The organism is Corynebacterium sp. AOP40-4SA-5 (assembly GCF_052377355.1).
GTDB lineage: Bacteria > Actinomycetota > Actinomycetes > Mycobacteriales > Mycobacteriaceae > Corynebacterium.
Window position 1 is genome coordinate 122,044 of record NZ_JBQSWS010000007.1, and the last position, 19,642, is coordinate 141,685.

General features: G+C 68.0%; 14 protein-coding genes. 10 read left to right on the forward strand and 4 right to left on the reverse strand.

Features of this window, described 5'->3' with window-relative positions:
- Positions 1-47: 47 nt before the first annotated feature.
- The 3 genes from ACT3S3_RS06295 to ACT3S3_RS06305 form a co-directional block, all read right to left on the reverse strand.
- Positions 48-1,871 (reverse strand): oleate hydratase, encoded by a 1,824-nt coding sequence (locus ACT3S3_RS06295; protein WP_441578968.1) that lies wholly within the window; start codon positions 1,869-1,871, stop codon positions 48-50.
- Between the two features lie 26 nt (positions 1,872-1,897).
- The gene (locus tag ACT3S3_RS06300) at positions 1,898-3,580 is read right to left on the reverse strand and encodes an AMP-binding protein (RefSeq protein WP_301443859.1); all 1,683 of its coding nucleotides are present in this window, start codon (positions 3,578-3,580) and stop codon (positions 1,898-1,900) included.
- A gap of 81 nt (positions 3,581-3,661) precedes the next feature.
- The gene (locus ACT3S3_RS06305) at positions 3,662-4,645 is read right to left on the reverse strand and encodes a GDSL-type esterase/lipase family protein (RefSeq protein ID WP_301442805.1); all 984 of its coding nucleotides are present in this window, start codon (positions 4,643-4,645) and stop codon (positions 3,662-3,664) included.
- 501 nt (positions 4,646-5,146) lie between these two features.
- Between ACT3S3_RS06305 and ACT3S3_RS06310 the strand changes: the two genes are divergently transcribed.
- Together ACT3S3_RS06310 and ACT3S3_RS06315 are read left to right on the forward strand one after the other, a co-directional pair.
- A complete protein-coding gene (locus ACT3S3_RS06310) occupies positions 5,147-5,959 on the forward strand; it encodes a DUF4143 domain-containing protein (RefSeq protein WP_301442806.1) in 813 nt (270 codons plus the stop codon).
- Entirely contained in the window at positions 5,956-7,086 is a 1,131-nt protein-coding gene (locus tag ACT3S3_RS06315; RefSeq protein ID WP_301442807.1) for a Swt1 family HEPN domain-containing protein, read from the forward strand. Before ACT3S3_RS06310 ends, ACT3S3_RS06315 begins: the two co-directional genes overlap by 4 nt.
- Before the next feature lie 91 nt (positions 7,087-7,177).
- Here the strand turns inward: ACT3S3_RS06315 and ACT3S3_RS06320 are convergent, their stop codons facing one another.
- Positions 7,178-12,046: a DEAD/DEAH box helicase gene (locus ACT3S3_RS06320; protein ID WP_301442808.1), complete on the reverse strand. Its 4,869-nt coding sequence runs from the start codon at positions 12,044-12,046 to the stop codon at positions 7,178-7,180.
- A 130-nt stretch (positions 12,047-12,176) separates the two neighbouring features.
- Here ACT3S3_RS06320 and ACT3S3_RS06325 point away from each other — a divergent pair, with 130 nt between their 5' ends.
- From ACT3S3_RS06325 to ACT3S3_RS06360, 8 genes are all read left to right on the forward strand, one after another.
- Positions 12,177-12,944: a 3'(2'),5'-bisphosphate nucleotidase CysQ gene (locus ACT3S3_RS06325; RefSeq protein ID WP_301442809.1), complete on the forward strand. Its 768-nt coding sequence runs from the start codon at positions 12,177-12,179 to the stop codon at positions 12,942-12,944.
- Between the two features lie 28 nt (positions 12,945-12,972).
- Positions 12,973-14,208 (forward strand): phospholipase D-like domain-containing protein, encoded by a 1,236-nt coding sequence (locus ACT3S3_RS06330; protein ID WP_441578965.1) that lies wholly within the window; start codon positions 12,973-12,975, stop codon positions 14,206-14,208.
- 45 nt (positions 14,209-14,253) lie between these two features.
- Positions 14,254-15,066, forward strand: coding sequence for a thymidylate synthase (locus ACT3S3_RS06335; RefSeq protein ID WP_301442811.1), 813 nt, complete (start codon positions 14,254-14,256; stop codon positions 15,064-15,066).
- A gap of 20 nt (positions 15,067-15,086) precedes the next feature.
- The gene (locus tag ACT3S3_RS06340; RefSeq protein WP_301442812.1) at positions 15,087-15,704 is read left to right on the forward strand and encodes a dihydrofolate reductase; all 618 of its coding nucleotides are present in this window, start codon (positions 15,087-15,089) and stop codon (positions 15,702-15,704) included.
- Between the two features lie 17 nt (positions 15,705-15,721).
- Positions 15,722-15,964 (forward strand): mycoredoxin, encoded by a 243-nt coding sequence (locus ACT3S3_RS06345; protein WP_301442813.1) that lies wholly within the window; start codon positions 15,722-15,724, stop codon positions 15,962-15,964.
- Positions 15,965-16,221: 257 nt separating this feature from the next.
- Positions 16,222-16,590, forward strand: a complete 369-nt coding sequence (locus ACT3S3_RS06350; protein WP_301443498.1) for a DUF485 domain-containing protein — start codon at positions 16,222-16,224, stop codon at positions 16,588-16,590.
- Positions 16,591-16,619: 29 nt separating this feature from the next.
- Entirely contained in the window at positions 16,620-18,251 is a 1,632-nt protein-coding gene (locus ACT3S3_RS06355) for a solute symporter family protein (protein ID WP_301443499.1), read from the forward strand.
- A 179-nt stretch (positions 18,252-18,430) separates the two neighbouring features.
- Complete coding sequence (locus tag ACT3S3_RS06360; protein ID WP_441578963.1) at positions 18,431-19,618, forward strand: cation:proton antiporter; 1,188 nt, start codon at positions 18,431-18,433, stop codon at positions 19,616-19,618.
- The last annotated feature ends 24 nt before the right edge of the window (positions 19,619-19,642 follow it).

A 19,642-nucleotide genomic window follows, 5' to 3' on the forward strand; every position in this document is an offset into this window, starting at 1 on the left:
TGATCCGGGGCTCAGGGTACGCCGCCCGGCACGCGCGGCGGAACTGGTCAGCGCTTCAGCAGACCGGAGTCCTGCAGCAGCTCCTCGATCCAGGTCCCGTGCAGGACACCGTCCAGCTTCGCGCGCACCTTCGCCTTGACGAAACCAGGCACCGGCAGCTTGAACTTCGTGGTCACCGGCTGCTCGTCGAAGCTCTTGCGGTCACGCAGGTGGTAGGTGGCCTTGAGCAGTTCACGCAGGTCGTAGACCGAACCGAAGACCTCCGGGATGCCACGGTCGACGTTCATGAAGGTGTAGACGGCCTCCATGGCGGTACGCACGGAGTACTCCGTGGTGAATACCGTGTCGCGCGAGGGCGACTCGGCGAAGTTGCCGATGAACGCCAGGTTCGCCGAGCCCTGCGGCACCACGGCAGGACGGTCGCCGGCACGCCGCGGCATGAAGTACGCGGTGATGAACGGCATGTACACCGGGTTGGTGTTGATCGACGTCTGGGAGGCCAGCTCGTCGATCTGGTCGACCGGCACACCGAGGTGGTAGAGCCACTCCTGGGTGATCTCCTCGCCGGTGCACTCCACGATCGGCTTCTTCACGTAGTCGCCGTCGACGTCGGAGTACAACGCGTAGATCCACACCACGGTCTCGTCGGGGTTCTGGGAGGTGAAGTGCGGCTGGCGGTGCACCGCGAAGCTCATCAGCCAGGTGGAGTCGGTGACGGTGATGATGCCACCGGTGTTGACCTTGCCGTCGTGCAACGAGCGCCGGGTGAGCCGCTCGATGAACGGTTCGACGCGGGCGTCCTTGACCGTGGCGGTGGCCGAGACGTACCAGCTCTTCTCCGGCAGGTTCTTGTAGAACACCGCCGGGCGACCGAAGTCAGGCGACTTCGACGCGAGGTTCTCCCACAGCTCCCATGCCCCACCGGGCTCGGTGGTCACCGGTGCCGCGGTGTGGTGTGAACCGTAGGTGGTGGACTCGGTGATCGACCCGTTGGTGACGAACACGTAGTCCTCGGCGCCCAGCTCCACGGTCTGCCCGCCCTCGGCGGTGGCCAGGTGGAGCGCGGTGGCCATCTTCTTCTCGCTGTCGCCTGCACCGTCGATGGTGACGTCGATGTCGGTGACGGTGGTGCCGTAGCGCACGTCGACGCCGTGGTCGAGCAGGTAGGCCAGGATGGGCCGGACCATGGAGTCGTACTGGTTGTAGCGGTTGAATTTCAGGGCGGTGAAGTCCGGCAGGCCGCCGGTGTGGTGGATGAAACGCATCACGTAGCGGCGCATCTCGATCAGCGAGTGCCACTTCTCGAAGGCGAACATCGTGGCCCAGTAGAACCAGAAGTTGCTGGCGAAGAACTCCTCGGAGAAGTAGTCCTCGATGGTGCGGCCTTCGAGGGTGTGCTCGGAGGCGGTGACCAGCTTGACGATCTCGAGCTGGGCGTTCTCCGTGAGGGTGAAGTCCCCGTCGGTGGGCACCCGGTTGCCACGGTCGTGGATCAGCCGGCAGTTCGACGAGTTCGGGTCGTCCTTGTCGAGCCAGTAGTACTCGTCGAGGTAGGACGCACCGGGGATCTCCAGCGACGGGATCGAGCGGTACATGTCCCAGAGGCACTCGAAGTGGTTCTCCATCTCCCGACCACCACGGGTGATGAAACCGATGTCGGGGCGCTCTTCACCGTCGAGGGAGCCACCGGCCAGCGGGAGTTCCTCGATGAGGTGGATGTTGGCGCCGGGCATCTGTGCGTCGCGAATCAGGAAGGTCGCCGCAGCCAGCCCGGCCAGGCCGGTGCCGACGATCCAGGCGTGCTTGTCGTCGACGCCTTCGGGCTTGCGCGGGCGGGCGAAAGCCTCGTAGTTGCCGTTGGAGTAGTACATGGTGTTCTCCTTGTTCTCGTTGTTGGCTAGGAGGCGTTGTCGGCCTTGTCGGCGACCTGCGGCAGCAGGCGCGGGACGACCTTGCCGGAGTCGTTGCGGGGCAGGTCGTCGAGGCGGACGATGTTGTCGAGCGAGCAGAACTGGTTGACCCCGGCGAGTACCGCGGCGTTGAGCTCGTCGTCGGTGACCTCAGCAGACTCGGCGGACAGGACGATGAAGGCGTTGAGTGTGGCGACCACGTCGTCCTGGTGGCCGATGACGAAGGCGTCGTCGATCTGAGGCAGGGTGAGCAGGAACTCCTCGATGACGCGGGGGTGGATGTTCTCGCCGCCGCGGATGACCATGTCGTCGGCGCGACCGCACACGTAGAGCTTGCCGTCGGCGTCGATGTAGCCCTTGTCACCGGTGGAGAGCATGCCGTCGACCACGTCGCCGGAGTCCTTGTCGGACAGGAAGCCCAGCGAGGTCATGGAGTTCGACGAGTAGATCACTCCGGTCTGGCCGTCCGGCAGCGGCGTGAGGTCGTCGCCGAGGATCTCCAGGCGCACGCCGGGGCCGGGGCGTCCGGCGGTGGTGGGGTCGGTGACCATGTCGGCGGCGGTGGCCAGGGTGATCTGACCGTGCTCGGTGGAGCCGTAGAAGTTGTGGACCACGCCGGTCCGGTCGCCGAAGCGCTCGTTGAGCTCGACGACGAGTTCAGGGGCGATGGCGTTGCCGGCGGAGACGATGTAGCGTACGCCGGTGACGTCCACGTTGCCGTCGTTGACGCCGGCGAGGACCTGACGCAGGTACACCGCGGCGGAGACGATGCCGGTGACCTTGTGGGTGGTGATGTCGGCGACCTCGGTGTCCACGTCGAACCAGCGGCGGGTCAACAGGGTCGAGCCGGTGGCCATGGAGATGTGCAGGTTCAGCCAGCCCCAGGCGTGGAACATGCCCACGGACAGCTGGATGACGTCACCGGAGCGGAACGGGATGCGCTCCAGGATGCTGCCGAGCACCTTGGGGGTGCGCGGGACGGGCAGCACGACCGCCTTGGGCACCCCGCGGGTGCCCGAGGACATGATGACGGTGGACGCCTGGGTGGGGCGCTGTGGCAGTGCGACGTGGCGGTACTCACCGCGTCCTGCACCGATCAGCGACTCGAGCGTTTCGGTGTCCTGGATGCTGCCGGACCATTCGGCGACAGCGATCTTGTTGTCGGCGTTGAGCTCGGCGAGCACCTCGCCGAACTCGGCGTCGATGAAGGTCACGTCGCTGGGGTACTCGCGGGCGATGTCCTGCAACTGCGACAGCGAGGACCCGGGGTTGAGGATCTTTGCCTCGGCGCCGAGGTAGGCCGCGGCGATGAGCGGCAGGACGAGGCCGCGGCTGTTGCGCGCGATGACCGAGATCGACGAGACGTCCTGCCCGTCGTCGGTGGTGTAGCTGCGCAGGGTGCGCGCCAGGGCGCGGGCGTCGTCGCGCAGCTGGGTGAAGCTCATCGCGCCGCGGTCGTCGATCAGGGCGGTGCGCTTGGGGAACGACGTCGCGCCCATCTCGGCAAGGGCGGCCAGGGACATGCCCCAGTTACCCATCGCGCCGATGAGTCCGACGGACTCCTTCGGCCCACCGGTGCGCAGCACTCCGGCCTTGACCAGGGGCTTGAGTGAGTCGATCATCTGGGTGACCTGCGTACGGGCCGACACGTGGGTTCCGTGCTTGTGCATGTTGCATCCTTTCAGTGCTCGAGACCCCCGGGGTGGGGCCGGAGGTCTCGGGAGGGGTGGGGTGTTGCGTGGTGAGCGGGGTCAGAAGGTCGCTGCGATGACCTCAGCGGACCGGGTGACGCCCCAGTTGGTCATGTGCACCGGCAGGTTGTAGCCGGAGCGGTTGGTGGTGTCGATGACCCCGGCGATCAGCCGGACGTTGTCGGGGGCGCACTCGCCGCGGCCGGCGGTCGCACCGCGCAGGTCGGCGAGCACGACGTTGTCGCGGGCGCGTGCCGCGACCAGTGCCTTGGACCAGTTGCTGATGTTGACCTCGGCGTCACGGATCCAGAAGGCGGGGATGCCGATGTCGCCGGGGATCATCTCGACGTGCAGCAGGCACTGCTCGGCGGTGTCGGGCTTGGAGATCGTCGGGTAGCTGGCGATGGTGACCCGGGCGTTGGGGGCGGCGGCCTTGATCCGGTTGATCGCATCGTTCATCGCCCGGTCCCACAGGACCTTCTGCTCGGCGTAGCGCTGCTGCAGGTTGAGGTAGGTGTCAGGCAGGCCGTTGGCCATGACTTTGCCCAACAGCCAGCTGTAGGAGTCGTTGAAGCCGAACTGGATGACGACGTTGCTGGTCTGGGCGTTGAGCGCCCGGTCGGCCAGGGCGTTGTCGATTTCGCCGCGCAGCGTCATCGCCGGGGTGCCGGTGGAGTAGGCCATCGCACCGGGGCAGGAGTAGTCGTTGACGGTCAGGCCGGTCATCCGGGCGATCTGACGCGGGGCGTTGGTCGGCGACTGACCGCAACCGTGGGCGGTGTACTGGCCCAGCGGTGCGGTGACCGGGTTGTCCAGCGGGATGCCGGCGTTCTCGGCGGCCGAGCGGACCTTGGCGCCGACGGCCTCGGCGGGTGTGGGGTTGGACATGTAGGAGTCACCGAAGGTGACCAGGTTCCGGGCCGGGGCCGCCTGCGCCTGCGGGCTGACCACCACGGTGCCGGCGACGGCGACGCTCCATGCCGCGACGACGGCCAGGGCCGCCCGCCTGATCTTGCGCTTTCCCGCCGTGCTGTTCTTCTCCACTGAAGTGCCTTTCGTACAGAAATAGTTCCCCGAGGAATTCCGTCAGACAATTCCTCGTCTCGCCACCGTAGGCGCAGGACAGTTTGAAGATACATCGAAATTCAACCGAGCGCGACATTCCCCCATTTGATATGGAATATTTGTAGGTATGTGCAGTTTTTAATGGCTATCAGATAGTCAATACCGCGCACTGATCGGCAATATTCAATGCACTTCAGTGCATATCGGGCGAAAATTGTTAATAAGTATCCGGAACATACGACAGTTCGTACGGAGCGAACATCTCTCCACCCCGGAGACAACTTCTCTAGCGGCACCTGCCCGCCCCTTCCGTACCGACGGTCCCCTGGATCCGAGACGGACAAGGGGGACGCCGTCCGACGTGCGGTCGACCGCCACGCACCGGCAGGCAGATTCCTCGCTACGGGAAGCGCCGCTCCGAGGGCGGACTCCAACACCCACTCCGGGGCCGGACGGATCATTTCATTGCGCATGCGCCCCATGTCCCTGTTCGAGCGTGGGGACTTCACCGCTACCGTCCGCTTCAACGACGTCATATCCGGGAATAACCCCCGAATCAGCGAAACCTCGGCCGCCACACTCCCCGACTACACAGCGGCGATCGCGGACAGCGGATTCCCTGGCATCCTCTCGCTTCCGGAGCGCCGGCGGAGCCAGGCCCTGGATAATTATCTTCGCCAGGTCGTGGATCGCGACCTTCCGGGAGCCGGATATACCGCACGCCGACCGGAAACCCTTCGTCGCTGGCTGGCGGCATACGGCGCAGCGTCGTCGACACCGACGTCCTACTCACGAATCCTCGACGCGACGACGGGCCGCGACGGCTCCCAACCGAGCAAGGACACCACCGCGCACTACCGCGACCTGCTCTCCCCGATCTGGGTCCTTGATCCGGTTCCTGCCTGGAACCCGGTACGCAACCCGTTGAAGGCTGCCCAGCTCGCCCCGAAACACCAGTTGGTGGATCCAGCCCTGGCGCTACGCCTGCAAGGCCTCAGCGCCAGGGATCTAACGCTGCCCCGGGGCTCGCACCTGCTGGGGGTACTCTTCGAGCCCCTGGCGACGTTGAGCACCTCCTGTGGTTCCGCGACCAGTTCCCCGACGACGTCGTCGACCTCGTTGTTCTCTACTCGGGCCAGTACGCCTACCGCCGCCCGGACGGTGTCGCCGTCATTCCCCTCGCCCTGCTCGGCAGCTGACGCGACCGAAGTTTCGCGAGCACCACCAGCAGAGTGCGAACACTGCGAGGCCCCGTCTTTCCAGAACGACGAGATGGCACAATCAATCGCATGACCGAGTCTCCCCGCGCCACAATCTCCCCGACAATCGTGGTCTCGGAGATCCTCACCACTCTCGCCCGTCGCCTCGATCCACTCATCGCCGGGCACCTGCAGGACCGGCTCCGGGGACGGGAGTGGACGAGCCTGCTGACCGAACTCGATCACTCCCGCGGGCGCGCTACGCGGGCCTACAGGCGCACCGACCTGCAATCCCAGCTCCGCATGCTCACCGAGAGGCTCGGTCGACTCGGCTACCCCTTCGACGACCAGCTCCGTCAGGTCAGTACCGTCGCCAGCGAGCTTCGCATCATTCGCAACCGGTGGGCACACAACGACATCCTCACCGACCTCGACGCGATCCGTACCGCAGACTTCGGCGCACGCCTCCTGAATTCCCTCGGTGATGCCGCGGCCGCACACAGCCTCGAGGAGGAACGGACCAGGCTCATCACCGCCTACGTTGCGGCGCACGGCGAGGCGTCGCGAGCATCAGTGTCGCTCCCGGATCTCCCCACCGTGCAGCCTGCCGATCAGCCCATGAAACGGAAGGACGACTACACGGCCCCCAGCGCCGACGACCTGCACCGCACCGACAGCAAGGGTGCTGACCCGACCAACACGCCAACCATCGGCAACGGACGCTACGAGTTCGAGGGTTGGGAGGTCGTCCCCGCCGGTGGCTCCGAGGTCATCGACGGCCTCCCCAAGAAGGCCGCCAAGATGCAGGTGCGGGGAGTCGCCGCCGAGATCGCTGAGTTCGAGGGCCCCATCAGTATCGAGCGGCTCATCACACTGACGACCAGGTCATTCGGAAAGTCCCGGTGCGGTCCCAAGAAGAAGCAGCAGATCGCCCGCCAACTTCGGCAGATTGGACTCGCCGTCGATGAGGACGACTTCGTCTGGCCGTCCGACATGACCCCCGAAAGCTGGCGGGAGTTCCGCCCGAATGACTCCATGGCTGACCGCCCCTTCGATGACATCAGCCCGGTCGAGATCGCCAATGCGTGGCGCATCATCGTCGCGCGCACACCGAGTGCCTCAGATGGCGAAACCCGGCGCGCTGTCCTGCAGGCATTCGGCCGCAAGCGCATGACCAGCGCGATCACCGCGCATCTGGACCGTGCCCAGCAGCACCTCTGATCAAGCGCGTGTCATCGGCAATCCGCTCACTTCTTCTTCGCCGCGGTGAACTCATCGAAGGTGAAATCGGCGGGCTCTCCACTTGCCTCCGTCACCGCACCACCAGCCCCTTCGGCGTGAACCGGGCACCGGCCTCGGTCCACACACCGGTGGCCACACCCATCACGTCCACACCGTTGACGCGCTCCACGGTCACCGGCGACAGCCTGCCCGCCTGTACCGCGTCGGACAGCACGGCGACCACGCCGGCAACGTCGCCGGGGTCCAGCGGCGTCGGAGCGTCCGACAGTCCGGGCCTGGTGAACACGGTGACCGTGCGCCCGCCCCGCGTCAGGTGCGCCAGCAGCCGCCCGTCACGCAGGACGACCAGGGCGCCGGCACCGCGGGTCGGACGCGGTGCGTCGTCCGGTACGTCCGGCCAGGGCACCGCCGCACCGTAGGGGTTCGCCGGGTCGGACGCCGCGAGCAGCCGTGGGGCGGCCGCCCCGTCGCCGGAGTCGGTGTTCTCCTCTGCCCGGCGCAGTTGGTCGATGACCTCCCGGGAGGCGAACTGTGCCCCGCCCAGGCCGTCGACCACGTAGCCGCGCAGCACGGTGCCGTTGTCCTCCCAGGCGGTGAGCATCCGGTAGGCCGCTGCGAATCCGCCCTCGGTGTGCTCTGCCATCACCGCGCCGCGGGTCACCACGGCGTAGCGGTCCAGCCACGCCTCACCGGTGGCGATGGCGCGTTCGGCCGCCGCGCCCTCTGCCACGGGCACCTGTGACCAGCGTCCGGGCACCCCTGCGTGGGCGTTCATCGCCGCCCGGCGCGAGCGGACCTCCTGAGACGCGACGGTCTGGGCGAAGGTGCTGCGCCCCATCCTCAGTCGTCGGGTGGTGCCCCGGCCGCGGTTGCGTCGCGGTGCCTTGTGCGCACCTGAACCGGTCCCCCCGGCTCTACCACCGGCTCCACCACCGGCACGGTCGGTGATCCCGGTGCCGGCCAACCGTGCCCGGATCGGGGCGAAGGAGTCCGGCATGAGTAGGCCGGCGTCGAAGAGTTCCCAGATGGCGGAGTCCACCGCGTCGTGGTCGCTGCTGTCCCCCAGCCCGCGTTCGATCTCCGCGGCGAGGAACGCCCCTCCCCCGCCGACACGGTCACGCACCAGCGACGCCACCGGCCCCACAGGATCCTCCGAAGCATCTGCAGCCTCATCGGTGCCCGTCTCCTCCACGAGCAGGGGGGCCAGGTCGGCGGGCAGCAGCATGATGCGCGGGTCCGTCGCCGAGGTCGCCCCGGCCCCCACCACCAGGACCTCGCCTGCGGCAACCAGGTCGTCCAGGTCGCCGGTGCGGTAGTCGGGGATGCGCGCGGGCAGCACCACGGTCTCCCAGGCACTGGCGGGCAACGCGACCCCGGCGAGCTGTTCGATGACCCCGGGCAGGTCCTCGCGCTCCCCGACACCCAGGCCGTGCCAGTCGGCGAGCACCGCGGCGTAGGTCTGCACGCTCACCGGTTCCAGTGCCCCACGGGCCTTGGCCAGCGTGGCCGCGCGCAGCCGACGCAGCACGCCGGCGTCCACGTACTCGTTCTCGCCCCTATCCTCATGGGACTCCAGGCGTCTACCGCTGACCCACCGCCGGGCCAACGAGTCGGCGGTGGCCACGCCCAGCCCGAACTCGGCGGCCACCTCGGCGGCGCTGAACGGACCGTGGGTGCGCGCCCAGCGCAGGACGAGCTGGTCGACCGCGTCGTCCACCGTCGCGCTCGCGGCGGCGACGCCGGGCGGCACGGGGATGCCGAGACCGTCGCGCAGCAGGGCGGCGTCCTCCACCACCGCCCACCGTCGCACGCCGCCGACCTTGACCTCGCACACCCGCCGCGGAATCATGCCCCGAACCTGGTCGACCACCGTCTCCACCTCGACGGGGTCCACCCGCCGCCGCACCTCCTCGGGCGCCAACGGGCCCAGGGCGCGCAGCATGTCCACGACCTGCTCTGCGGTGCCGGCACGGCGCCCCTCCGCCAGCCACTGCAGCGAGTCGACGACCTCGGCGACCACGTCCGGGTCGAGCACCAGGCCCTCACCACGTGCCCCCAGCACCGCGGCGAGCAGTGCGGGGTCCACGGTCAGCGCGGCGGCCCGGTCTGCGGAGTCGCCTTCGTAGAGGAACGCCCCGGTGTAGCTGAACAGCAGGGACTCGGCGAAGGGCGAGGGAGTCTCGGTGGTGATCTCGGCGACGCGCATCGCACGGGTGCCCACCGCGGCGACGACCTTCTCCAGGGCGGGCAGGTCGTAGACGTCGCGCAGGCACTCGCGCATGGTCTCCACCATGATCGGGAACTCCGGGTGCGGGCGGGCGACGTCCAGCAGCTGGGCGGCGCGCTGGCGTTGCTGCCACAACGGCTGCCGTTTGCCCGGGTTTCGCCGAGGCAGCAGGAGGGCGCGTGCGGCGCACTCGCGGAAACGGCCGGCGAACAGGGCGGACGACCCGACCGCGTCGGTGACCTCGGCGACGACCGGCGCGGCGTCCGAACCTGCCACGCCACCTGCCCCGCCGGTGAGCAGCTCCGCGCCCGGAGCGTCCTCGGTGTAGGGCAGGCGCAGGACGATGCCATCGTCGCCGGCGACGGCCATCGCGTCGATGCCGGAGCGCCGCGACAGCTCCGCCCCGATCGCCAGTGCCCAGGGCGCGTTCACCGAACGGCCCCAGGGGGTGTGGACGACCACGCGCCAGTCGCCGACCTCGTCGTGGAAGCGTTCGATCAGGATCGTGCGTTCATCGGGCACGACCTGGGTGGCCTCGCGTTGGCCGGCGTAGAAGTCGTCGAGGTTGCGCCGGGTGTAGTCGTCGAGGAAGTCCGAGCCGCGCAGGTCTCCGTCTTTCCCCTTGCCCCAACCGCGACGCGCGGCGCCGAGCACCGGGGCGAGATCGGCGGGACGGCCCTCGGCGTCGCCGACCCAGAACGGCAGGCGCCCGGTGTGCCCGGCCGCCGGGGTGACGATGACCTGGTCACGGGTGATCTCGGCGATCCGCCACGACGAGGCCCCCAGGGTGAACACGTCGCCCACCCGCGACTCGTAGACCATCTCCTCGTCGAGCTCGCCGACACGCCGGCCACCGGTGTTCGCGTCTCCGTCGGCAGGGAGGAAGACGCCGAACAGGCCACGGTCGGGGATCGTCCCGCCCGAGGTCACCGCGGTGCGCTGGGCACCGGGGCGTGCCTCGAAGGCCCCGGTGGCCGGGTCGTAGACCACCTTGGGACGCAGCTCGGCGAAGTCGGTGGACGGGTACCGGCCGCTGACCAGTTCCAGCACCCCGTCGAAGGCCTCGCGCGGCAGGGCGGCGTAGGGGTGGGCACGCCGGACGGTGCGGAACCAGTCCTCCACGTCCACTGTGCCGTCGCCCTCCCCTACCTGGGCGGCCGCCTGTGCCGCCACGGCGACGGTCTGCTGCGCCAGCACGTCCAGCGCATTGGCCACCACCCGCAACGGCTCCAGGTCGCCGGCGAGCATCCGGTCCACGATCACGGTCGCCACCTCGGCATCCGCCCGGTGCAGCGGGTAGATCGTGGCGCGTGACACCGCACCCACGGAGTGCCCGGCGCGCCCGCAGCGTTGCACCGCCGAAGACACGCTCGGCGGCGCCCCGACCTGCACCACATGGTCGACCAGCCCCATGTCGATGCCGAGCTCCAACGACGAGGTGGCCACCACGCACCGCAGCGAGCCGTCCTTCAGCGCCGCCTCGATGTCGGCACGCTCGTCCTTGGACACCGACCCGTGGTGCGCCCGGGCGATGACCTGCGGGGCGCCGGGCACCGCACCGGACTGCGCCATGAGCTGGGCGGGGTCGCGTCGCGTGGGCGGGGCCAACGAGTCCGGGTCGTGCTCCAGGGCCCACATCTCGTTGAGCGCGCCGGTGAGCCGCTCGGCGGTACGCCGGGCGTTGACGAACACCAGGGTGGACCGGTTGTCCATGACCTGTTCGTAGATCGCCCGCTGCACGTGCGGCCACACGGACTTCTGCTGCGGCAGCGCGGACTCGCGGTCCACGCCGGACGCCACCCGCGAACCGCTGCCTGCCTCGGTGACCCCACCGACGCCCTCGCCGATCAACGACGGGCCGGCCAGCGCCTCGTCGAACGGCACTGCATCGTCCGTGACGCCCGTGTCATCTCCCGAGCCCTCCCCTGCCGCGGCCGCCACGTCCTCCAACGCCGGCGGGTCGCGGAAGTCCTCGACCACGCTGCGTACCCGCACGTCCCACAACTTGGTGGTCGGCGGGTTGACCACCGTGACCGGACGGTCCCCGCCGAGGTAGGCGGCGACGGTGTCCACCGGGTTCACCGTGGCCGACAGCCCGATGCGCTGCACGGGGTCCTCGGTGAGCTGCTCGAGCCGCTCCAGGCTCAGTGCCAGGTGCGTACCGCGTTTCGTGCCCGCCACGGCGTGGACCTCGTCGACGATGACGGTGTCCACCCCGCGCAACGTGCCGGCTGCCTTGGAGGTGAGCATGAGGTACAGCGACTCCGGGGTGGTGATCAGCACGTCCGGCGGGGTGCGCAGCATCTTCGCCCGCTCGGCCTGCGGGGTGTCGCCGGACCGCACGCCCACGCGCACCGGGGCGATGTCGGCGCCGGACGCCGCGGCGGTGCGCGCGATACCGGCGAGCGGGACCTGCAGGTTGCGCTCCACGTCCACACCCAGCGCCTTCAGCGGGGAGATGTACAGCACGCGTGTGCCGGCACCGTCCTGCGTCCTGTTCATCAGCCCCTGCGAGGTCAGCCTCGACAGCGCCCACAGGAACGCCGCCAACGTCTTTCCCGAACCCGTCGGGGCGACGACGAGGGCGTTGTCGCCCCGGCTGATCGCGTCCCACGCCTGTGACTGGACCACCGTGGGCTCGCTGAACACCTCACGGAACCAGGCGGCGACCGGGGCGGAGAAACGGTCCAGCGGATCGGGGGCGTCAGTCATGTCCACCAGTCAACCACGCGGCACGGACATGGAATTTCCGGCGCACAAAAGGCCCTGCTCCGGCGTCATCGGCGGACTTCACGACACTTTCCGCTGTGACTCCCCGCCGCTGCGATTACAATGGGTTCCCATGACGCGCTTCATCGACGACGAGACCCTTGCCGGTCGCCTTGCCCAGGGCACCGGAGAGATCCTCAAAGGGGTCCGCAACGTGGGACTTCTGCGGGGCGGGGATCTGGGTGCCGCCGGTGACGCGATCGCCCAGGACTGGATCGCCCGGTCCCTGGCGCTGCACCGCCCGGACGACGCGGTGCTCTCCGAGGAGGCCACCGACGACCTCTCCCGCCTCGGCAAGGACCGGGTGTGGATCATCGACCCGCTGGACGGCACCCGCGAGTACGCCGGCGTGCGCCAGGACTGGGCGGTGCACATCGCCCTGGCGGTGAAGGGCACCGTCACGGTCTCCGCCGTCGGCATGCCGGACCTGGGTCAGGTGTTCACCTCCGCGGAGTCCCGTGCGGTCTCCGGGGCGCCGACGAACCGCTTCGTGATCTCGCGCAACAGCACGCCGGACGTGGCCCCCTACGTCGCCGAGTCGCTCGGCGCGGAGCTCACGACGATGGGTTCCTGCGGCGCCAAGGCCATCAGCGTCCTGCTCGGCGACAACGACGCCTACATCCACGCCGGAGGCCAGTACGAGTGGGACAACGCCGCCCCAGTCGGCGTGTGCCAGGCCGCCGGCCTGCACTGCAGCCGCCTCGACGGTTCCCCGTTGGTCTACAACAACGAGGACACCTACCTCCCCGACCTGCTGATCTGCCGTCCCGACGTGGCCGAGGACATCCTCGCCGCCGCCGCCCGGTTCACCGCGGAGAACGGTTCCTACACAACCGCGTAGCTCCGCGGGCTTCTCTACACTGGGCGGGATGACTTCCGCCCGCACCGCCGCCACCTACGGTGGCCTCGCCGTGAGCGGCGCCGCCGCCCTCGCCGCGGCCGCCGCCCTGCCCGCACTCACCGCCGACCTCGTCCGGCGCCAGGGCCGCAAGCAACGTGAGGCCCCACGTCCGGGCACATTCTCCGCCACCGTCGGCGACTCCGAGATGACCGTCTACACCGACGGACGCAGCCTCTACGACGACATGGTCGACGCCATCGGCGCCGCCGAGGACATCATCGTCATGGAGAACTACATGTGGAAGGCCGACGAGGACGGCCTGGCCTTCATCGAGGCACTCAACGCCGCCGCGGACCGTGGCGTGGACGTCTACGTGATCTACGACGGCCTCGGCAACCTCGTGGTGCCGCGCTCGTTCTACCGCAACTTCTCCGACAAGGTCCACGTCGCCCGCCTGCCCGTGGTCACCCGCAAACTGTGGACCGCCCCGGTACGCACCACCGGGGTGTGCCACTCCAAGATCCTCGTCGTCGACGACCACACCGGCTTCGTCGGCGGCTACAACATCGGCTCCGAGTTCGCCGGGCACTGGCGCGACACCCACGTGCGCCAGGTCGGCCCGAAGACCTGGGGGCTGCGCAATGCGGTCACCCGGGTGTGGAACCAGAAGTGGCCGGACGGCGGGGACATCCCCTGGACCGCCCCGGACAGCTGGGACTCCCGGATCCAGGTCGTGGCGAACCTGCCGGTGCAGCTGGTGTACCCGCTGCGCAACATGTACCTCACCGCCATCGAGCGCGCCCGCGACCACATCTGGATCACCACGCCCTACTTCATCCCGGACCAGCAGATCCTGCAGGCGCTCTACCGGGCGTCCGACCGTGGGGTGGACGTACGCCTGATGGTGCCCAAGGAGTCCAACCACATGGTCGCCGACTGGGTGAGCCGGGGGTTCTACGGCGAGATCCTGGAGCACGGCATCACACTGCACCTGTACGCCACCACGATGATCCACGCGAAGACCGCCACCATCGACGGCGAGTGGTCCACGGTGGGTACGGCGAACATCGACCGGCTGTCGCTGTCCTTCAACTACGAGACGAACATCGAGGTGACGGACAAGGACTTCGCGGCCACGCTGGAGGAGATCTTCACCGCCGACATCGAGCACTGCGAGACGGTCAACTCCACGTCCTGGCGCGACGAGCACCCGCTGTCCCGTGTCGCCGAGATCGCGCTGATGCCGCTGCGCAAGGTGTTATGAACCCGGCGGATGCCGCCGGGACCGACGACACCTATTCTTGACACCATGAGTTCCGCCTCCCCCATCTCCACGCCCTACGAGGATCTCCTGGCCGAGATCCTCGCCGACGGCACCGCCAAGGGCGACCGCACCGGCACCGGCACACGCAGCCTGTTCGGCCGCCAGATCCGCTACGACCTGTCGGCGGGGTTCCCGCTGATCACCACGAAGAAGGTCCACCTCAAGTCCGTCGTGGGCGAACTGCTCTGGTTCCTGCGCGGGGACTCCAACGTGTCCTGGTTGCACGAGCACGGGGTGAGCATCTGGGACGAGTGGGCCGACGACAACGGCGACCTGGGTCCCATCTACGGCGTCCAGTGGCGCAGCTGGCCCACCCCGGACGGCGCACACGTCGACCAGATCGCCGCGGCGTTGGAGACGCTGAAGCAGAACCCGGATTCGCGGCGCAACATCGTCTCGGCGTGGAACGTCTCCGAGCTCGACGACATGGCTCTGCCGCCGTGCCACCTGATGTTCCAGCTCTACGTGGCCGACGGGAAGCTGTCCTGCCAGCTCTACCAGCGCAGCGCGGACATGTTCCTGGGCGTGCCGTTCAACATCGCCAGCTACTCCATCCTGACCCACATGTTCGCCCAGCAGGCGGGCCTGGAGGTCGGCGAGTTCGTGTGGACCGGTGGCGACTGCCACATCTACGACAACCACGTGGAGCAGGTGGAACGCCAGCTCAGCCGGGAGGCGCGCCCCTACCCCACGCTGTCGCTGACGAAGGCGGACGACATGTTCAGCTACACCTTCGACGACATTTCCGTGGACGATTACGACCCGCACCCGGGTATCAAGGCCCCGGTGGCGGTGTGAGGAAGGACGAGACAGTCACCATGAGCGATACCACACTAACCAGGGACGCACTGCGCGCCGCCGGGCTGCCGGACGACGTCGAGGTGGCGATGATCTGGGCGCAGACCACCGACAACATCATCGGCGACGGCACCGACATGCCCTGGTACCTGCCGGAGGACCTGGAACACTTCAAGAACTCCACCGTGGGCGCACCCGTGGTGATGGGCCGGATCTCGTGGGAGGCCCTGGACCCGCGCTTCCGTCCCCTCCCCGGACGCGACAACGTGGTGATCACCCGCAACACCTCGTACGACGCCCCGGGCGGGACGGTGTGCGCGACGATCCCGGAGGCCGTCGCCGCCGCCTACCGCGTCGCCGGGGCGGACGCGTCCACAGTTCCCACGGTGTGGATCCTCGGTGGCGGGGAGATCTACCGCCAGTGCCTGCCGGTCGCCGACCGGGTGGTGGTCACCGAGATCGCCTGCGGGGCGCCGGAGCGCTTCACCGTCGCCGCCCCCGACATGCGTGCGACGCTGGAGGACGGCTCCTTCGCCGTCGCCGACGGCCCCTGGCTGGAGTCGGCGAAGGGAACCGCCCTGACCGGCGAGGACCCGTTGCGTTACCGTATCTGCGAATACACGAACACGAACCGCTAACGATCAAGGAGTAACCCATGTCCGTCACCCTGTACACCACCACCTGGTGCCCCTTCTGCAAGCAGCTCACCGCTGACCTGGACGCCACCGACACCCCGTACGAGCGTATCGACGTCGAGGAGCACCCGGACGCCGGCGAGTGGGTCAAGTCCGTCAACGACGGCAACCGTGTGGTGCCCACCGTGAAGTACTCCGACGGCACGCACGCCACCAACCCGCCTGCGGACGACGTCCGGGCGAAGCTCGCCGAGCTCGGTTAGCGGAACCGCACACCCATAAGCACATATTTTCGGAAACACTTACGGAGGGCCTGCCGCACATCTGCGACGTACCCCTCCCGACCCCCACCCCCGTTTGTCTCCCGCTTAGACGCATGTCAGGACGACGAACGGGGGTGCACTGCGTTCATCGCCCCCGCCCAGTCACATTTGGCCTTGAAATGGCTTCGTCGGGTTCTGTAACTTGACACCCATCCACAGCGCGGCTGTGACCATTATCACTGACAGAAAGGGAGCCGATGTCGACACCCGACCTCCGGCACACACCGACCCCCGAGGAGTTCGTCGAGGCGCAGAAGAGCCCCGAGTTCCAGGAGCTCCGCAAAAAGCAGCGTGGCTTCGCCTTCCCCGTGACGATCTGTGCGCTGCTCTGGTTCGCAGCGTACGTCCTGCTCGCCATGTTCGCCCCCGACCTCTTCGCCGGCAAGGTCTGGGGCAACATCAACGTCGGAATCATCCTGGGCCTGCTCCAGTTCGTGACCACCTTCGCCATCACCTACGCCTACGTGAAGTTCGCCGACCGTGAGCTCGAGCCGCGTACCGCAGCACTGCGTGACCGCCTCGAGCGCACCGGTGACTTCGCCGAGACCGGCAACGCCCCGGCGTAAGCCCCGCTGACACGGAACTGAGAGAAAACATGCAGACACATCTCCTCGCCCAGTCGGACACGGGCAACCCCATCCTCAACATCGCCATCTTCGTCGGCTTCATCGTGATCACGATGTACATCGTGACCCGGGCCAGCAAGTCCCAGCAGAAGGACTCCGCCAAGGACTTCTACACCGGTGGCGCCAGCTTCTCCGGTACGCAGAACGGTCTCGCCATCGCCGGCGACTACCTCTCCGCGGCATCCTTCCTCGGCATCGTCGGTGCCATCGCATTGCAGGGTTACGACGGATTCCTCTACTCGATCGGCTTCTTCGTCGCCTGGGTCGTCGCGATGCTGCTGGTCGCCGAGCCGCTGCGTAACACCGGTAAGTTCACCATGGCCGACGTACTGTCCTTCCGGCTGAAGCAGCGCCCGGTCCGACTGGCCGCCTCCTTCGCGACGCTGTTCGTGTCACTGTTCTACCTGATCGCGCAGATGGCCGGCGCCGGTTCGCTGGTCTCCGTGCTGCTCGACATCCACGAGAAGCCCGCCCAGGCCGCCGTGGTCGCCGTGGTCGGTGCCGTGATGATCGCCTACGTGCTCATCGGCGGCATGAAGGGCACCACCTACGTGCAGATGATCAAGGCAGTGCTGCTGTGCACCGGTGTGGTCGTCATGGCCGTGATCATCATGGTCATGGTCAAGGGCAACTTCTCCGAGTTGCTGCAGATGGCCATCGACAACCACGCCGAGGCCGGCACCGAGAACCCCGAAGGTATCCTCGAGCCCGGACTGAAGTACGGCGGTTCCCTGATGGGCCAGCTCGACTTCATCTCCCTGGCCATGGCGCTGTGCCTCGGTGTCGCCGGCCTGCCCCACGTTCTGATGCGCTTCTACACGGTGCCCACCGCCCGTGAGGCCCGCAAGTCCGTGACCTGGGCCATCGTCCTGATCGGTGGCTTCTACCTGCTGACCCTGATCCTGGGCTACGCCGCCGCCGCCTACGTCGGAGTCGACCGGATCCAGAACGCCCCGGGTGGCGCGAACGCCGCAGCCCCGCTGCTGGCACTCGAGCTCGGCGGATCGATCTTCATGGCACTGATATCCGCGGTCGCCTTCGCCACCGTGCTCGCCGTGGTCGCCGGCCTCGCCATCACAGCCTCCGCCTCCGTCGCCCACGACTTCTACGACGCGGTGCTGCGTGGCGGCAAGTCCAGCGAAGCCGAGCAGGTCCGTGTCTCCAAGATCACCGTGGTCGTCATCGGCATCGCCTCAATCATCCTCGGCATCCTGGCGATGGACCAGAACGTGGCCTTCCTGGTCTCCCTGGCCTTCTGCATCGCGGCCTCCGCCAACCTGCCGACCATCCTGTACTCCCTGTACTGGAAGCGCTTCAACACCACCGGCGCAGTCTCCTCGATCTACGTGGGACTCATCTCCTCCCTGGTCGTGCTGTTCTTCTCCAACTCCGTCTCGGGTACCGAGACCGCAATGTTCGCCAACTCCGACTGGTCGCTCATCGACCTGACCAACCCTGCGATCATCTCCATCCCGCTCGGCTTCCTGGCCGGCATCGTCGGTACCTACCTCGGCAAGCCGGACCACAAGGAAGAGCTGCAGGCCGAGATGGAGGTCCGCTCCCTCACCGGCGTCGGCGTCGAGGCCGTGGTCGAGCACTAAGGCCCCACCTCCCAGCGACTCCACCGCATCCACCACACCACGCACCACCGCTTCACACACCACACACCACCTCGACCGCCGTCTCCTCCCCACACACCACACGGGGAGGGGGCGGCGGTGTTTTATGTCCCCCGACTTCCGTTGCCAGCCAAGAGAAAACACCCGGTAGGCTCAGCTACATGACAGACGCCCTCGTCTCCTTCGCCTGGATCGCCGGAGCCGGACTCCTCGCACCCGTTCTCGCCTTCCTCACCGGAAAGCGTGTCCCCGCCGTCGTCTTCCTGCTCATCCTCGGACTGGTCATCGGCCCCTTCGGCTTCCAGCTCGCCACGGACGGTGAAGCCGTCGACCTGCTGCGCGAACTCGGCCTCGGTTTCCTGTTCCTGCTCGCCGGCATGGAGATCAACCCGTCCATGCTCAAGTCCCGCCAGGGTGGCCACGCCCTGCTGACCTGGGCGATGTGCCTGGTGCTCAGCTTCGGCGCGGCGATGCTGCTGACCTCCGGGGACATCGGCGTCTCCGTCGGACTCGGCATCGCCCTGACCTCCACCGCGCTGGGCACACTGATGCCCATCCTCAAGCAGAACGGTCTCAGCGGCACCCGGGTCGGCGACAGCGTGATGATCCACGGCGCGATCGGCGAACTCGCCCCGGTCATCGCCATGGCGATCCTGCTCTCGGCCCGCACGACGTGGGCCAGCGCCGCCGTGCTCGCCGCCTTCTTCGTCGTCGCGATCGTCGTCGCGCTGCTGCCCAGGACGGTCCGGACGCTCACCCCGTGGATCGGCTGGGCGATCCGCGACGGTGCCGGTTCGACGAACCAGACCGTGATCCGCTCGGTCGTCCTCATGCTCGCCGTCCTGATGGCGGTCGCCGCGGTCTTCGACCTTGACGTGGTGCTCGGCGCCTTCGCCACCGGCATCATCCTGCACCAGATCGTGCCGGAGACCTACCGCACGGGCCTGGAGGAGCAGCTGGAGACCATCGGTTACGGCGTCTTCATCCCGGTGTTCTTCGTGACCTCGGGCATGGCCATCGACACCGGCGTGATCGCCGACCGGCCGTGGTTCGTGCTCGCCATCGTCCCGACGATCTTCATCGCCCGCGGCATGCCCATCTTCCTGCGGGAACTGTGGAGCAACACCGGTTCCGGGTTGTCGGGCTGGCGGGAGAAGTTCGAGATGTCGCTGTACTCGGCCACCGGCCTGCCGATCATCGTCGCGGTCACCGAGGTAGCGACGTCCTCGGGCATCATCGGCCAGGAGGAGGCGTCCCTCCTCGTCGCCGGTGGGGCGCTCACCGTGCTGATCTTCCCGCTGCTCGCCCCGGCGGTCGGCCCGAAGCGGGAACAACCCGCGGCACACTGAGTTGCATCGGGTTACCTCGTTTCC

Excerpts from the sequence above, each read along its gene's own strand:
- ACT3S3_RS06295 (WP_441578968.1), bottom strand. The coding sequence starts at position 1,871 with ATGTACTACTCCAACGGCAACTACGAGGCTTTCGCCCGCCCGCGCAAG.
- ACT3S3_RS06300 (WP_301443859.1), bottom strand. The coding sequence starts at position 3,580 with ATGCACAAGCACGGAACCCACGTGTCGGCCCGTACGCAGGTCACCCAG.
- ACT3S3_RS06310 (WP_301442806.1), top strand. The coding sequence starts at position 5,147 with ATGTCCCTGTTCGAGCGTGGGGACTTCACCGCTACCGTCCGCTTCAAC.
- ACT3S3_RS06315 (WP_301442807.1), top strand. The coding sequence starts at position 5,956 with ATGACCGAGTCTCCCCGCGCCACAATCTCCCCGACAATCGTGGTCTCG.
- ACT3S3_RS06320 (WP_301442808.1), bottom strand. The coding sequence starts at position 12,046 with ATGACTGACGCCCCCGATCCGCTGGACCGTTTCTCCGCCCCGGTCGCC.
- ACT3S3_RS06325 (WP_301442809.1), top strand. The coding sequence starts at position 12,177 with ATGACGCGCTTCATCGACGACGAGACCCTTGCCGGTCGCCTTGCCCAG.
- ACT3S3_RS06330 (WP_441578965.1), top strand. The coding sequence starts at position 12,973 with ATGACTTCCGCCCGCACCGCCGCCACCTACGGTGGCCTCGCCGTGAGC.
- ACT3S3_RS06335 (WP_301442811.1), top strand. The coding sequence starts at position 14,254 with ATGAGTTCCGCCTCCCCCATCTCCACGCCCTACGAGGATCTCCTGGCC.
- ACT3S3_RS06340 (WP_301442812.1), top strand. The coding sequence starts at position 15,087 with ATGAGCGATACCACACTAACCAGGGACGCACTGCGCGCCGCCGGGCTG.
- ACT3S3_RS06345 (WP_301442813.1), top strand. The coding sequence starts at position 15,722 with ATGTCCGTCACCCTGTACACCACCACCTGGTGCCCCTTCTGCAAGCAG.
- ACT3S3_RS06350 (WP_301443498.1), top strand. The coding sequence starts at position 16,222 with ATGTCGACACCCGACCTCCGGCACACACCGACCCCCGAGGAGTTCGTC.
- ACT3S3_RS06355 (WP_301443499.1), top strand. The coding sequence starts at position 16,620 with ATGCAGACACATCTCCTCGCCCAGTCGGACACGGGCAACCCCATCCTC.
- ACT3S3_RS06360 (WP_441578963.1), top strand. The coding sequence starts at position 18,431 with ATGACAGACGCCCTCGTCTCCTTCGCCTGGATCGCCGGAGCCGGACTC.